Annotated in this window: 12 protein-coding genes; all 12 read right to left on the bottom strand. The window is 63.8% G+C overall.

Annotated features, from left to right (window positions below; genetic code table 11):
* Positions 1 to 403 precede the first annotated feature (403 nt).
* Positions 404 to 1,273, bottom strand: coding sequence for an aldose 1-epimerase family protein (locus ACVCNR_RS18055; RefSeq protein WP_447075876.1), 870 nt, complete (start codon positions 1,271 to 1,273; stop codon positions 404 to 406).
* Between the two features lie 5 nt (positions 1,274 to 1,278).
* Positions 1,279 to 1,923 carry a 2-dehydro-3-deoxy-6-phosphogalactonate aldolase gene (locus tag ACVCNR_RS18050; RefSeq protein WP_354195503.1) on the bottom strand — a complete coding sequence of 215 codons (645 nt, stop codon included), beginning with the start codon at positions 1,921 to 1,923 and terminating at the stop codon, positions 1,279 to 1,281.
* A 13-nt stretch (positions 1,924 to 1,936) separates the two neighbouring features.
* Positions 1,937 to 3,349 (bottom strand): FAD-binding oxidoreductase, encoded by a 1,413-nt coding sequence (locus ACVCNR_RS18045; protein ID WP_447075875.1) that lies wholly within the window; start codon positions 3,347 to 3,349, stop codon positions 1,937 to 1,939.
* Positions 3,349 to 4,110 carry an SDR family NAD(P)-dependent oxidoreductase gene (locus ACVCNR_RS18040; RefSeq protein ID WP_354195507.1) on the bottom strand — a complete coding sequence of 254 codons (762 nt, stop codon included), beginning with the start codon at positions 4,108 to 4,110 and terminating at the stop codon, positions 3,349 to 3,351. The genes ACVCNR_RS18045 and ACVCNR_RS18040 overlap by 1 nt, the downstream gene beginning before the upstream one ends.
* Positions 4,111 to 4,113: 3 nt before the next feature.
* Positions 4,114 to 5,868, bottom strand: coding sequence for an SMP-30/gluconolactonase/LRE family protein (locus tag ACVCNR_RS18035; RefSeq protein WP_447075874.1), 1,755 nt, complete (start codon positions 5,866 to 5,868; stop codon positions 4,114 to 4,116).
* Complete coding sequence (locus ACVCNR_RS18030; protein WP_447075873.1) at positions 5,793 to 6,773, bottom strand: NAD-dependent epimerase/dehydratase family protein; 981 nt, start codon at positions 6,771 to 6,773, stop codon at positions 5,793 to 5,795. The genes ACVCNR_RS18035 and ACVCNR_RS18030 overlap by 76 nt, the downstream gene beginning before the upstream one ends.
* Positions 6,770 to 7,852, bottom strand: a complete 1,083-nt coding sequence (locus tag ACVCNR_RS18025) for an ABC transporter ATP-binding protein (RefSeq protein ID WP_447075872.1) — start codon at positions 7,850 to 7,852, stop codon at positions 6,770 to 6,772. Before ACVCNR_RS18025 ends, ACVCNR_RS18030 begins: the two co-directional genes overlap by 4 nt.
* Before the next feature lie 3 nt (positions 7,853 to 7,855).
* Positions 7,856 to 8,686, bottom strand: a complete 831-nt coding sequence (locus tag ACVCNR_RS18020) for a carbohydrate ABC transporter permease (protein ID WP_447075871.1) — start codon at positions 8,684 to 8,686, stop codon at positions 7,856 to 7,858.
* 13 nt (positions 8,687 to 8,699) lie between these two features.
* Positions 8,700 to 9,626, bottom strand: a complete 927-nt coding sequence (locus ACVCNR_RS18015; RefSeq protein ID WP_354195517.1) for a carbohydrate ABC transporter permease — start codon at positions 9,624 to 9,626, stop codon at positions 8,700 to 8,702.
* A 67-nt stretch (positions 9,627 to 9,693) separates the two neighbouring features.
* On the bottom strand, positions 9,694 to 10,965 hold the full coding sequence (locus ACVCNR_RS18010) for an ABC transporter substrate-binding protein (protein ID WP_354195519.1): 1,272 nt from the start codon (positions 10,963 to 10,965) through the stop codon (positions 9,694 to 9,696).
* A gap of 24 nt (positions 10,966 to 10,989) precedes the next feature.
* Positions 10,990 to 12,156, bottom strand: a complete 1,167-nt coding sequence (locus tag ACVCNR_RS18005) for a mandelate racemase/muconate lactonizing enzyme family protein (RefSeq protein WP_447075870.1) — start codon at positions 12,154 to 12,156, stop codon at positions 10,990 to 10,992.
* Positions 12,153 to 13,061, bottom strand: coding sequence for a dihydrodipicolinate synthase family protein (locus ACVCNR_RS18000; protein ID WP_447075869.1), 909 nt, complete (start codon positions 13,059 to 13,061; stop codon positions 12,153 to 12,155). The genes ACVCNR_RS18005 and ACVCNR_RS18000 overlap by 4 nt, the downstream gene beginning before the upstream one ends.
* Positions 13,062 to 13,146 lie beyond the last annotated feature (85 nt).

The raw sequence follows: 13,146 nt of genomic DNA, 5'->3' as shown, positions 1-13,146 counted from the left end.
TTCCTTCGATCTTTCCAACCGGCTGCCAATCATATCATCAATTTGCGCGGGGGCATCGGTCGGCACTCCCATCAAGGCTGTTTTTCTTATTCGTCAAGGGGTTAGAAAAATGGAATGCCGAAAGTCTTCAATTTTTCAGATGTGAAGAACTAGATACTGTCCCACCTTGGGTGCAAGATTCGATCGGTGAGGTCACCGACTGACCTGCAGGATTCTTGCGAGGAAATTGTTGCGGCGGCAATATGGTGTGGTTCGCCTGAGACCGTTAGCTTCGCGCCGTCGAATTAGCCGCTTACCCGATGTCGAAGCGGTCTCACAAGCTGACCGTCTATCTTCCTTTTTTACGCGGTCAGCGGCAGCACCCCACATCGATAGGTCAAGTTTGGAAAAGTCTGATTTGTCCTTAAGCGCTGGCAACGAAACGCAAGTTCATTCCGAATATCGTCCGCGCATTCGGCGCAAGCATCACGCTGCCACTGCGATTCTCCAGTGCCGCACCTTGCGAAAGGAACGGCGCCATGCCGCACCATGGCTCAACGCAGAGGAACGGGGCTCCCGGCTTCTGCCAAAGTGCGAATGCCGGCAGGTTCGACGTCGACATTTCAACACGCGACATCCCACCCACAAATGTGATTTCCGTACCCGCGCCCTCGGGAAACACCATGGCCCCTGCCTCGAAATGAGCCGGGGTCACGGCGAGCATCCCCTCCTCGAAGGGAGATGCAAGCAGCTTCTCATCGATTAGGCCGGCAACGTCGTGACGCAGCATCTGTGGCGAACCACCATTGGCAAGCCTGACATGATGCGCCTCACCCCCGGCACCTGGCAGCGGCCATCTGAAGCCCGGATGAAAGCCGAACTGGAACGGCATATCGCTTGTTCCGCTGTTTTCGACGCTCACCCGGCAGGACAGACGGTCAGCATCGATACGATAGATAACGCCCAGCCTAAACCGGAAGGGAAAGGATGCCAGCGTCGTTTCATCCGGCAGAAGCTCAAGCCGGATCAGCGAGGTGCCGGCATCGACCACGCGAAACGTGCTGTTTCGGGCGAACCCATGCGCAGGCATGGGATAAGAGATGCCCCCGATCGTCACCTCGCCATGCGGATTCTGGCCGACCACCGGAAAGAGCAAAGGCGATCTGCCCGCCCACCATGCGGGGTCGCCGTTCCAGAGCCATTCCTGGCTATCAGCACGCGTTCTGACCGATTGCAATTCGGCTCCCTTTTCCGCGACTTCCACCCGCAGGAACCCGTTTTCGAGAACGTGCATCGCGGTCAGCCCTTCGCCAGTTTCTCGCAGGACGCGTCGTAGGCGGCGATGACGGCACGCGCCTTGAGGCGCACGGCCGCAGCATCGTCGCCGGGGCGGTAAAAGGTGCTTCCTATTCCGAAAGCACGCACGCCTGCCTTCATATAGTCCTCTAGGTTGGCCGCGCTGACTCCCCCCACAGCGGCGACCAGCGTGTCCTTCGGCAGAACGACCCGGATGCCCGCAATGCCCGAAGGGCCGAGGATGTCGGCCGGAAAGAACTTCAGGCCGGAAGCGCCCGCGTCGAGCGCATCCAGCGCCTCGGTCGGTGTCAGCACGCCCGGCATGGCAACCATTCCAAGTTCCACGGCGCGCGCGATCACCCGGGGGCGCATGTTCGGGCTGACGAACAGGCGGCCGCCAGCGGCATGAACCTCCTCCACGTCACGGACGGTGAGCATGGTGCCACCGCCGACGAGTATCTCGTCGCCGAAGGCCCGCGCAAGGTTGCGTATCGAGGCAAGCGGATCAGGCGAGTTCAGCGGCACCTCGATCGCCTCGAGGCCTTCCACGATCAGCGCCGCCGCGATCGCCTCCACCTCGTCAGGCCGCACACCACGAAGGATAGCCACCAGATCACGCTGCATGCGCGGCCATTCCACTGCCGTCATTCTTCGGTTCCTTTCAGGAAAGCAGACAGCCGGGATTCATGATCCCCGCCGGATCGATTGCGGCCTTGATGCGCCGCATGAGCAGGAGTTCCGCCGGATCGGCCCGCTTCGCCAGCTCTTCGGTAAGCTTGCGGCCAATGCCATGCTCGGCGCTGAAGCTACCGCCCAGCGCATCTGCGCAATCATTGACAATGCGCCGCACAGCAAGTGTCGTCGCCGCCGGATCGCGCATGGCCTGCCAGTCGGCAGTGTCGAAATGCGTGCCGAAATGGATGTTGCCATCCCCCATATGGCTGACCACCATCGTCGTAGCCCGCGCAAACACGTTGCGGACGGCATTCGAAGCATTTTCCAGAAAAGCCGGCACGCTGGCCACCGGGACAGAAATATCCGCCGAAAGCACCACGCCGCTGCTGCGGTTCGCCTCGGCCGTGCCGTGGCGCAACGCCCAGTATGCGGCCCGCTGGCTATCGCTCGTGGCCGGGATGGCGTCCAGAAGCTCGCCCCCGGAAAGGGCCTCGCCCACCGTGTCGAACAGCAAGGCCTCGAGCGAGCCGGCCTCCGTCATGTCGGCCAGTTCGACCAGGAGATGCCAGGGCGCCTCGACCGGCACGCGCAGCTTCGGCTGGCAGGCGACGACTGCGGCAAGCTGGGCGGCATTGAGCAGCTCGAATGTGGTAAGCCGCTCTCCACAGGTCGCCCAAAGCCGGTTCAGAACCGCCAGCGCCGAGGCCGGGCTGTCGAGCGCCAGCCATGCGGTTGCGTGAACCCTGGAAAGCGGATGCAGTTTCAGCACCGCGCCCGTGACGATGCCGAGCGTTCCTTCCGCCCCTATGAAGAGCTGGCGCAGGTCGTAGCCGGTATTGTCCTTGCGCAGGCCCTTCATGCCGTTCCAGACCGTACCGTCGGGCAGGACCACTTCGAGGCCGAGCACATTCTCGCGCGTGGAGCCATAGCGCAGCACATTGGTGCCGCCGGCATTGGTGCTGACGATGCCCCCGATCTGGCACGATCCCTCGGCACCGAGGCTGACCGGAAAGAGGCGCTGGTGAGCTTCGGCGGCCGCGTGCACATCGGCCAGAATGCAGCCCGCATCCACACTGATCGTGAAATTGGCCACGTCAATATCGCGGATGCGCCGCATTCTTGCCAGGGAAACGATGACGGGCAGACGATCTCCCGCCGTTGAGGCCGGAGAGGCCGCGCCGGTCAGGCCGGTGTTGCCACCTTGCGGTATTACGCCATGCCCCGCCGCCGCGCAGGCCGACACGATGGCCGAGACCTCGGCAGTGTCGCGTGGCAGGGCAATGCAGAGCGCCTGGCCCTGCTGCCGTCCCCACCAGTCCTGCACGTACCCGGCCATGTCGGTGCCGGTGAGCACGCCGTCGCGCGGCAGGATCGAGCCAAGCAGGGTCAACAGGTCCATCAATATCCACCCGTCAAGAAGATCGCTTCGCCGGTCATGAAGCTGCATGCATCGGAAGCAAGGAAGATTGCAGCGCCCACCATCTCTGCCGGCTGCCCGGCCCGACCCATCCAGTTGAGGCTGCGGGTATATTGCGCCCATCCTTCGGGGTCGTTATCGCGGCGATGCGCGTTCCGGTCCGTATCGATCAGGCCCGGCGCCAGCGTGTTGAGAAGGACATTGCTTCGCGCATAGTCACGCGCCTGGCTCTGGATCAGGTTGTGCTGCGCGGCCTTGGTGGCGGCATAGGCGGTCACGACGCCCTTCGGCCTGAGCTGGTTGACCGATCCGATAGAAACCACCCGCCCCCAGCCGCGGGCTGCCATCAGCGGCAGTACGGTTTGCAGCATGTCCACCGTGGAGCCGAGATTCACGGCGAGCTGGAAGGAGAGATCGGCAGCCGTCAGATCGGCAAGGCCGGCGTTAATCTGCGCGCTCGCATTGATCACCAGTATGTCCACCGGGGCCAGTGCTTCCGCCTGCAGGATGAGCTTGCGCCCTGCCTCGGGCGCAGCCAGATCACACACCAGCTCGTCTGCGACGCCGCCCGCGACCTCGATGCGCGCGTGTACGGCCTTTGTGCCCGCATCGGTCGTGCCGTGCAGTATCACCCGCGCCCCGGCGCCGGCCAGGCCCTCTGCGATTGCCGCACCGATGCCCCGGCTCGAACCCGTGACCAGCGCGGTGCGGCCATGGAGGCCGAACACAGTTTCAAGGTTCATGTCTCATCCCTGAAAAAGCTCTGTCGGCGCGCCGGCGACGCCCGGCCGGCATGCGAATAGCCCGCCTGAAAGCGGGGCATCCGCAAGCGTCGACGCCGGCAGGCGCGTGCGCGCGCTGGTGATGAACAGCGTCCCCAGATCGTCGCCACCGAAGGAAACGCTGGTCGGACGGGGAACCGGCAGTTCGATGACCTGGTCCAAATTGCCGTCGGGAAGATAGCGGCGCACGCACCAGCCATCCCAGATCGCGCACCAGACCCCGCCCTCGGCATCGACGGAAAGGCCATCGGGCCGTCCGTCGGCCACAGCGACACGGGCAAACTCACGCCGCGCGCCCAGTGCGCCCGTATCGGGGTCGAAGTCATAGGCGTGGATCAGTCCCGGAACCGTGTCTACGAAGTAGAGGGTGCGCCCGTCGGGACTCCAGCCGAGGCCGTTGGAGACGATGATGCCGCCTTCCTTGCGCTCGAAAGCGCCCTGCGCATCAATACGATAGAGGGCGCCCGTGGGCTTCGATGCGTCGATGCGCATGGAGCCGATCCATATAGCGCCGTCGGGCCCGCGCTTGGCATCGTTGAGCCGGTTGTCGGGAATGCCGGACTCGGGACTGGAGAAAGGAGCCAGCGCGCCACTGGAAAAATCGAGCCACTCGACCCCGTCCTGCGAGGCGACGAGCAGGCGCCCGCCCTCGACCGGGATGATCGCGCTGACGAGCTTGCCGGTCTCGCAGCTTTCGTTCCGGCCGGTGCGGGGATCGAAACGGTAGACGGCCGGATGGAGGATATCGACCCAGTAGAGCAGGCGCTCCTGCGGGTGCCAGACCGGGCTCTCCCCGAGCTGCGCGCCCCATGGCAGGACGCAGGTGAGTTCGGCCATCTGTCTGCCTGTCCTGGTGCGGGGCCGCGGCCGCGAGGTGATCGCCACGGCGCCCGCCGCGCCGGTGATGCGCCGCGCCGCGCCGATAAGCTCGCGGCCAGCAGGATGAATGTTGGAAGCGTCGAGCCGCGACGAGGGTCCAAGCACGACGAGCGCCCCGATGGGCGTGTTGTCGCGCCCCATCACGGGTGCCGCGACCGAATTCACGCCGGCCAGATGCTCCTCGTAGGACACCGAATAACCACGCGCACGCGTCAGGGTCAGATCCGCCTGAAGCGTTTCCGGTGTGGTCAGCGTCTGGCGCGTGAAGCCGTCGAGCGTCAGCCGCTCCATGAGCGCCCGGCCCATAGCCGGGTCCTGAAAGGCCAGCAATGCCTTGCCGCCGGCGGTGCAATGTATCGGGACGCGGCGACCTACCTCCACACGCACGGCAAGGCCGTCATCCGACCGTTCGGCCAGATATTGCACCATGGTGCCGTCGAGCCTGCACAGTGCGGCCGTCTCGCCAAGCTCGGCCGCCAGCCTCTGAAGTTCGGGCAGGGCGGCCGATACGAGGTCGAAACTGTCCCAGACCCTGTGCGACATCTCGAGAAAGCGCTGGCCCAGAACATAGGTGCCGGAAGCCTCGTCCTGTCGTACCAGCCCGTAGGCGATCAGGGTCCTCAAAATCCGCGCGAAGGTCGGCTTGGGCAGGCCCGAGGCCTTCACAAGTTCCGCGAAGCGCAATGGCTCGGGCGCATCGGCCACCATGTCCAGAAGGGTCAGCCCCTTGGAGAGTGCGGCCGTTCCCCCCGGGGTCTCGGGTTTCATCCCCGGCTCTCCCCTTGGAGACGCCGGCGTCTTGCGGCGGCGGCCTCGTCCAGCATTCGCTTCATCGTCCATTCCGGTCTGAACCCCAGGGTGCTTCTGATACGCTCGTTGGAGGTATGGTAATAGACGCCCGGACCGGGAAGATCGACCGTCACGACGGGCATGCCCGTCAGCTCGGCCATCTGCGGTACGACCTCGGCGAAATCGACCGGAGCGTCCGAGCCGACGTTGAAGATGCCGCCAGCCGCCGCCGGATGGTCGAGCGTCAGAAGCACGCCCGCCACCATGTCGCGCGTGTCGGTAATATGCATGCGAAAGGGCCTGCCGTCCTGATTGCGCGCCAGCACATGGGCCGGCTCACCAATGTCGGCGGCGCGCAGGATGTCGGCCACGACCGTGTTTCCGAAGCTTTCCTGCTGCTTTATGCGCGGGCGCAGAAAGAAGCGCGGACCAGAGAAGAAACTGTCCTCGTCGAGGAGTTCCGCCGCATCCTGCGTATGGGCAAACCGCAGGATCACCGTTTCCATCCGGCCCGCGCGCTGGTGAAACCGCACCAGTTCCTCGCCAAGCAGCTTGGTCAGCCCGTAGGGCGTCGTGGGAAGCAGTGGATGCTCCTCGGTGACCGGCAGGAACTGCGGGTTGTTCTCGGGATAAACCTCGCCCGAGGAGGCAAACACGAAGCGGCGCACGCCGGCTTCCGAAGCCGCGTCGAGCAGCAATCGGGTGCCGTCGACATTGGCGGCGAACATGCGTTCGCGATCACCAGGCGCCCATGACATGAAGGCGCCGAGATGCAGCACGTCGGTGATGCCCGCCATCGCTCCCGCGGCGGCTCCGGCATCGTCCAGAGAACCGATGATCTCGTCCTCCAGCCCTGAACCGCGCAAATCGAAACCGCGTATCGCCCGACCTTGTGCTTTCAGCGCAGCCGCAACCGCACGGCCAACCCGCCCGGCAGATCCAGTAACAAGAATCACAGTCTTTGCTCCGTCTCAGCATTGAACAGATACAGGCGCTCCGGGTCGAAGCCGAGGACCAGGTCCTCGTCCTTCGAGAGAGAACCCGAATGCGAAACCCTCGCGATCAGGCCCTTGGACCTGCCTTCGTCTCCTTCGTTCAGCCGCGCACCCTCGGCATCGAAATAGACGTATTTTTCCGAGCCGAGGCTTTCCACCAAAGTGGGCCGCACGGGGAAGGTGACGGGAGCCTCGCCGAGCAGCAGATGCTCGGGCCTCAGGCCCACCACGACCCGCCCTTCATGCGCCGTCGCTCCGAGCATGGTCACCTCGCGGCCGAACAGCGTAAGCCGGCCGCCCTTCAGCTCCGCGTTGAGAAAGTTCATCCCCGGCGAGCCGATGAAGCTCGCGACAAACAGGTTGGCGGGAGAGTTGAACAGCTCGTCCGGCGTCGCGATCTGCTGGATGATGCCATCCTGCATGATGACGACCCGGTCGGCCATGGTCATGGCCTCGACCTGGTCGTGGGTCACATAAACGGTGGTGACACCGATCCGCTTGTGCAGCGCGCCGATCTCCGCGCGCATGTGAACACGCAGCTTGGCATCCAGATTGGAAAGCGGCTCGTCCATGAGGAATGCCTGCGGCTGGCGCACGATGGCCCGGCCAAGCGCCACGCGCTGGCGCTGCCCGCCGGAAAGGTCTTTGGGCTTACGGTCGAGATAGGGAGTGACTTCGAGGATGCGGGCCGCGTCCTCGACGCGGCGGTCGATCTCCGCCCTGGCCGTTCCGCGCATCTTCAGGCCGAAGCCGATGTTCTGGCGTACCGTGAGGTGCGGATAAAGCGCATAGTTCTGGAAGACCATGGCAATGTCGCGGTCGCCCGGTGCGAGGTCGGTCACCTCGCGCCCACCGATGAATATCCGCCCCTCCGTCGCAGGTTCCAGGCCTGCGAGAATCTTGAGCATCGTCGACTTGCCGCAGCCCGATGGACCGACGAGGACGACGAACTCGCCGTTCTCGATCTCGAGCGAGAAGGGTTCCAGGACTTTCAGCGAACCGTAGGATTTGCTGACGTTGCAAATGGAAATATTGGCCATGCTTTATTTCTCCGCGCCAGCGGTCAGGCCGCCGACCAGGTAACGCTCGAGGAACAGGTAGATCGCGATGATCGGCAAGGCGACGAACACCGATGCCGCGGCTATCTCGTTCCAGTAGGTGACGTATTCGCCCTGCATCGTCGTGATGCCCAGATTGGCGGTCCAGTTGTCGGGCGAGTTGACCAGGAAGGTCCGCGCATAAGCGTAATCCGCCCAGCTCAGCACGAAGGCATACAGCGCCGTCGCCGCCAGGCCGGGCGTGGCGATCGGCAGCACCACGCGCAGCATCGCGCCGACCGGCGAGCATCCGTCCACCATGGCAGCCTGCTCCAATTCGCGGGGGATGGTGTCGAAATAGCCCTTCAGCATCCATGTCGCGAAGGGGATGATCATGGTCGAGTGCGCCAGGACCAGGGTCCACAAGCTGCCAACCAGCCCCATTCTGGAGAAGATTGAAAACAGCGGGATGACGAGCAGCGTCGCCGGCAGCATCTTGGCAGTCAGCACGAACAGGCCCATGGTCGCGCCACCCTTCATGGAGTAGCGGGACAAGGCATAGCCGGCGCTGACCGAGACCAGCATGGAAAGCGCCACCGAACCCAGTGCCGCAAGCGTGGAATTCGCCAGCCATTTCAGAATCGGCCTGGCTTCCCAGACGCGAACGAAAACATCCCATTGCAGGTTGTCGGGCCAGAAGGTCGGCGGCAGGCGGTAAAGCTCGTCGGTCGTGGTAACGGCAGTGACCACCAGCCAGTAGACCGGAAAGAGGATCATGGCGACGGTCAGGGTCACCACCCCGTAAAGGGCAAGGCTTTGTGCGAGGGTGCGTTTCATGGCGCAGCTCTCCTCAATAGATCGACCGGGAGCGCCTGCCGAGCATGAGCAGGCTGGCGAGCACGCAGATGACCAGCGTGAGCACGCCGACCGCCGCAGCGCGGCCGAAATTGTGGTACTGGAAGGCTTGGTCGTAGGTCATGATCGACAGTGTCTGGGTCGAGCGCAGCGGGCCGCCGCCAGTCAGCACCTTGATGATCGAGAAATCCCGGAACACCCACAGCAGCGTCAGGACGACGGTGACGCCGAGCACCGGCATGAGAAGCGGCATGGTGATCCACCGAAAGCGCTGCCAGACACCCGCTCCATCCACCTTCGCAGCCGCATAGTAGTCGGCCGGGATGGATTGCAGCCCGGCAAGGCACATGATCGACACGAAGGGAAAACCCTTCCAGATCATGGTGATCGCCACAGCCCAGAACGCGGCCCCTGCGTTCGAGACCCACGGTATCATCTGCCCGGCTAACCCAAGCTGCACGGCCAGCCATCCGAAAAGTCCAAAGGAGCTGTCGAACATCCAAGCGAAGATCACCACCGCGATGATCTCCGGCACGGCCCATGGCAGTGCCATGCCCAGCCGGGCGACCGTGCGGCCGCGAAACCTGTTGTTGACGAGCAGCGCCGTGCCGAGACCGACGAGGACGCTGCCGGCGGTCACCACCACAACCAGCTTCAACGTCACCCAGCAGGCGAGCCAGAACTCCCGGGAGTTGAACAGCCACCTGTAGTTCGCCAGCGAGAATGGTTTGCCGGCAGCGCCCAGACGCGGAATCTTGACCTGCTGGAACGACAGGTCGAGCGCCACGAACAACGGCCAGACGATGATGGCGGCCACCATCAGAACCGCGGGAGCGATAAGGATGTAGCCCAGAAGATGCTGGCGGCTGGGACGCGCAAGATCAAGGAACTTGCGATGCCCCACAACGGGAGTATCGGTCACAACTGGTCCTCCGGCCGGAAATGCTGGAACATGCCCGCCGCGATGCGGGCCATGTTCCGGATGGCTGTCAGCTTTTGAAGTCTTCGGCCTTCGCCTGCATGGTCTTGACCACTTCCGCCGGATCCAGATCCTCGATCAGCATCCTCTGGGTCTCTTCCATGATCATCTTGCTGAACTCGTTGTAGTTCAACTCCAGGCCGGTCGGTATGCGGTCGATCCCGGCCTCGGATGCTTCCTTCATCGTCTCGATCAGCATGGGGAAATGCGGGATCGTCTCCTCGACACCGGCCACATCCGCCTTGGGGCTGGGCGGGGTGTTGCCCCCCATGGTCGCGTAGAGACGCTGATATTCCGGGCTCATGGTGAGCTTGATGAACTCACGGACGAGCGCTTTCTCCTCGTCGGAAATATCGGCGGGTACCGCCAGCACGTTCGACGAACCCCCGACCGGTGGGTGCAACGCAGGAGCGACGTAGACGATGTCGTCCTTGGCCAGTCCCTGCTCGGTGGTGCCGAAGAGCCATGGCCCGTCGAGGCGCAGGGCGATCTTGCCGTCGGCGAAGAGCTTGCGGATATCGCCCGCGGTCATGTCGGCAGGTCCGACGCCGGCCTTGTTAATCTCCTTCCACCGCTTCAGACCCTCGATCATCTCGGGCGTGTCGATGGTGATGTTGCCTTCGCCGTCGGTCCAGTAGGCCCCAGCATCGATGACGTAGTTCAGCATCTCGGTGAGATACTGCCCTGCACCGCCCTTCGTCTCATGGCCGGTGCCGAACTGGTCGACAATGCCGTCGCCGTTCAGGTCCTTGGTCGTCGCCTTCGCAGCCTCCAGAAATTCCTCATAACTGGTCGGGACGGCAAGGCCTGCCTCATCGAGAAGCTTCTTGTTGTAGGCCATGACGTACCCGAAATAGTTCATCATGATGCAGACGGTTTCCCCGTTCCACTGGCACTTCTGCTGACCGGCCCAACCGGTCAGATCGATCCCCTCCTGCTCGATCCACGCGTCCAGCGGCTCCAGCCAGCCATTGTCCGCGAACATCTGGAACTCGAAGGAAGCGAGATGCACGATGTGCGGCGGCTGGCCAGCCGCGAAAAGGGTTGTCATCGTATCGGCATACGAGCCACGCTCGGCCTTGGTGAACTCCACCTTGACGCCGGGGTGCTGCTTCTCGAACTCAGCAATGACCGCGTGCCACCAATCGCCGGTGCCGCCGTCGTCCGTCTGCCAGGAAATGAACTTCAGCACGGTATCGGCCATGGCCGGGGCCAGGCCGGCCGACGCCACGAGAGCATAGGCGGCCGCGCCCGTTGCGAGCCTGCGCAGGAATTTACTCATCTTTTCCTCCTCCAAAACCAGTGATTATATCCGTTCAAGCAGAGAGAGAGCCGCCTCCGACAACCTCACGCCCAGTCCCGGCCCCGTGGGCAGGTGGTAGCGACCCTCGCGGCAATCCATGTCACCGCTAAGAAGCCGGCGGTTGGGCTCGAAGATCGAGTGCTGGAACTCGTGCCCCTTCAGCGTGGGCAGGGTCGACGCAGCCTGAAGGCTGGCGGCCAGGAATATTCCCGCACCTATCGTGGCGTGCGGGATCACATCGATCCCGTTTTGGGCTGCCAGCGCTCCGATGCGGATGAAGTTGGTGATGCCCTTGTGCCCCATCTCTGGCTGGACGATGGCGATACGGCAGCGCCCGATGCGGGCCAGCATGTCCCAGTGCGTGCGCCATTCCTCTCCGACCGCGATGGGAATGTCGGTGCCCTTCGAGACCGTCTCCAGACCGGCGATGTCCTCGGTCCAGACCGGCGCTTCCGCGAACCACGGATCGAAGGGCGCCATTTCGCCAATCAGTTGCAGAGCGCGTTCGGGCGTCTGGTTCCAGTGCATGTCGGCTGCGATCTTTGCCCTCTGCCCCAGTACCTCGCGCAGGTTCTCCATTTCGCGGGCCGGTCCGTCATCGGCCACCGGCGTGGCGAACTTGAAGGCGTCGAACCCGCGATCCTGCCACTGCCTCGCAAGCTCGCCGCGGGCCTTGAGGGTCTTTTCCGGCAGGCCGGACACATAGGCAGGAAAATCTTCCCGCCCACCGCCCAGCATTTCGCGCACGGACTTGCCTGCCTCCTGCCCCGCTATGTCCCAAAGAGCTATGTCGAGGGCGGCCAGCGCATCGACATAGAAGCCGCCCGTATAGCCGCGCACGCGCATCATGTCGTAGAGATCGTCATAGACGCAGGACGGGTCGGACGCTTCGCGGCCGATGACGAAACCGGCAAGCAGGTCGTTGATGATGGCCGCCACCGCGCCGGGAGCGACGATGCCGTAGGTCTCACCCCAGCCGACCACGCCGGCCTCGGTCACCATCCTTACCAGAACGCTCCGGTCGAAGGTCGGATAAACGGTGCGGTTGCCCTTGCGGACGATGTAGCCGTTGGGGTTCACCACCTCGCCTTCACGCAGGGCACCGAGATAGGGCACCTTGCGGGGCTGGGTGAGGGTGAAGACCTCGACCGACGCGACGGGACTGCTCATGCAGCCTCCGCGACCAGCAGGCCGAGTTCGGCCAGATTGTTGTCGATGTCGGCGATCGCAGGCGTATCCAGAGCAGGCGTGGGCGCGCGCACGCCGGTATGCTCGATCACGCCCCGCCGCTTCAGCACATGCTTGGTAAGGCGCATGCGATAGACCGCCTGCAGGACGAGCAACGGAAGCGTGCGCACATAGATCGCGCGCGCCTCCTCGCGGCGTCCGGCGCTCCAGGCGCGGTCCATGGCGACATGCTCCTCGATGATCTCAAGTGCGGGCATGGCCGCCGTGGCACCTCGCGCATACTCATCGAGAATGTAACGGGCGCCGCCGCCGCCGATGACGCCCTTCAGCGTCGAAGGCGCATTGGCGATGATGTGGCTGATGGCCGGGCCGGCCGGCAGCGTCTCTTCCTTCACATAGGCAACGCGCGGCAAAGCCTTCACGACCTCGATGATCGCTTCCGGCGACAGGTCGGAGCCGCGTGGAGCGGGCGCATTCTGGAGAATGATCTCCACCCCGGGCAAGGCGTCCAGCACATGGCCGAGAAACTCGATCAGCGCGGGCGCATCCACACCCACCGATTTGGGGGGCTGCACCATCAGATGGCGAATGCCAAGAGCGGCGGCGGCACGGCCATGCTCCACGACTTCGCGCCAGTCGGCCGCGCTGGCGCCCGCCACAACCGGCACCCTGCCGTCCGCCTCGGCCACCACGATCTTCAGGAGGGCGGCACGCTCCTCGCCCTTCAGCGTCTCCACCTCGCTGGCGAAGCCCGGGAACACCACGCCGTCAACGCCCTTCTCCACCGCAAATCGGACCAGGCGAGCCATGCCCGCTCCGTCAATGCCGCCATCTGCCGCGAAGGGCGTGGGCAAAACGGGCAGGATGCCCCTCAAACCAGAAGTCATTCCACTCTCCAAAAAGGTATCATATTGTGATACTTAAAAATCACTAATTGACACTACGAAGATTCAGCTCCTATGACAAGCCCCG

This window comes from Aquamicrobium terrae, from assembly GCF_052978165.1.
This window is presented reverse-complemented; position numbering and strand designations above follow the sequence as displayed.

Excerpts from the sequence above, each read along its gene's own strand:
- ACVCNR_RS18025 (WP_447075872.1), bottom strand. The coding sequence starts at position 7,852 with ATGGCCAATATTTCCATTTGCAACGTCAGCAAATCCTACGGTTCGCTG.
- ACVCNR_RS18040 (WP_354195507.1), bottom strand. The coding sequence starts at position 4,110 with ATGAACCTTGAAACTGTGTTCGGCCTCCATGGCCGCACCGCGCTGGTC.
- ACVCNR_RS18010 (WP_354195519.1), bottom strand. The coding sequence starts at position 10,965 with ATGAGTAAATTCCTGCGCAGGCTCGCAACGGGCGCGGCCGCCTATGCT.
- ACVCNR_RS18020 (WP_447075871.1), bottom strand. The coding sequence starts at position 8,686 with ATGAAACGCACCCTCGCACAAAGCCTTGCCCTTTACGGGGTGGTGACC.
- ACVCNR_RS18035 (WP_447075874.1), bottom strand. The coding sequence starts at position 5,868 with ATGGACGATGAAGCGAATGCTGGACGAGGCCGCCGCCGCAAGACGCCG.
- ACVCNR_RS18005 (WP_447075870.1), bottom strand. The coding sequence starts at position 12,156 with ATGAGCAGTCCCGTCGCGTCGGTCGAGGTCTTCACCCTCACCCAGCCC.
- ACVCNR_RS18055 (WP_447075876.1), bottom strand. The coding sequence starts at position 1,273 with ATGCACGTTCTCGAAAACGGGTTCCTGCGGGTGGAAGTCGCGGAAAAG.
- ACVCNR_RS18050 (WP_354195503.1), bottom strand. The coding sequence starts at position 1,923 with ATGACGGCAGTGGAATGGCCGCGCATGCAGCGTGATCTGGTGGCTATC.
- ACVCNR_RS18045 (WP_447075875.1), bottom strand. The coding sequence starts at position 3,349 with ATGGACCTGTTGACCCTGCTTGGCTCGATCCTGCCGCGCGACGGCGTG.
- ACVCNR_RS18000 (WP_447075869.1), bottom strand. The coding sequence starts at position 13,061 with ATGACTTCTGGTTTGAGGGGCATCCTGCCCGTTTTGCCCACGCCCTTC.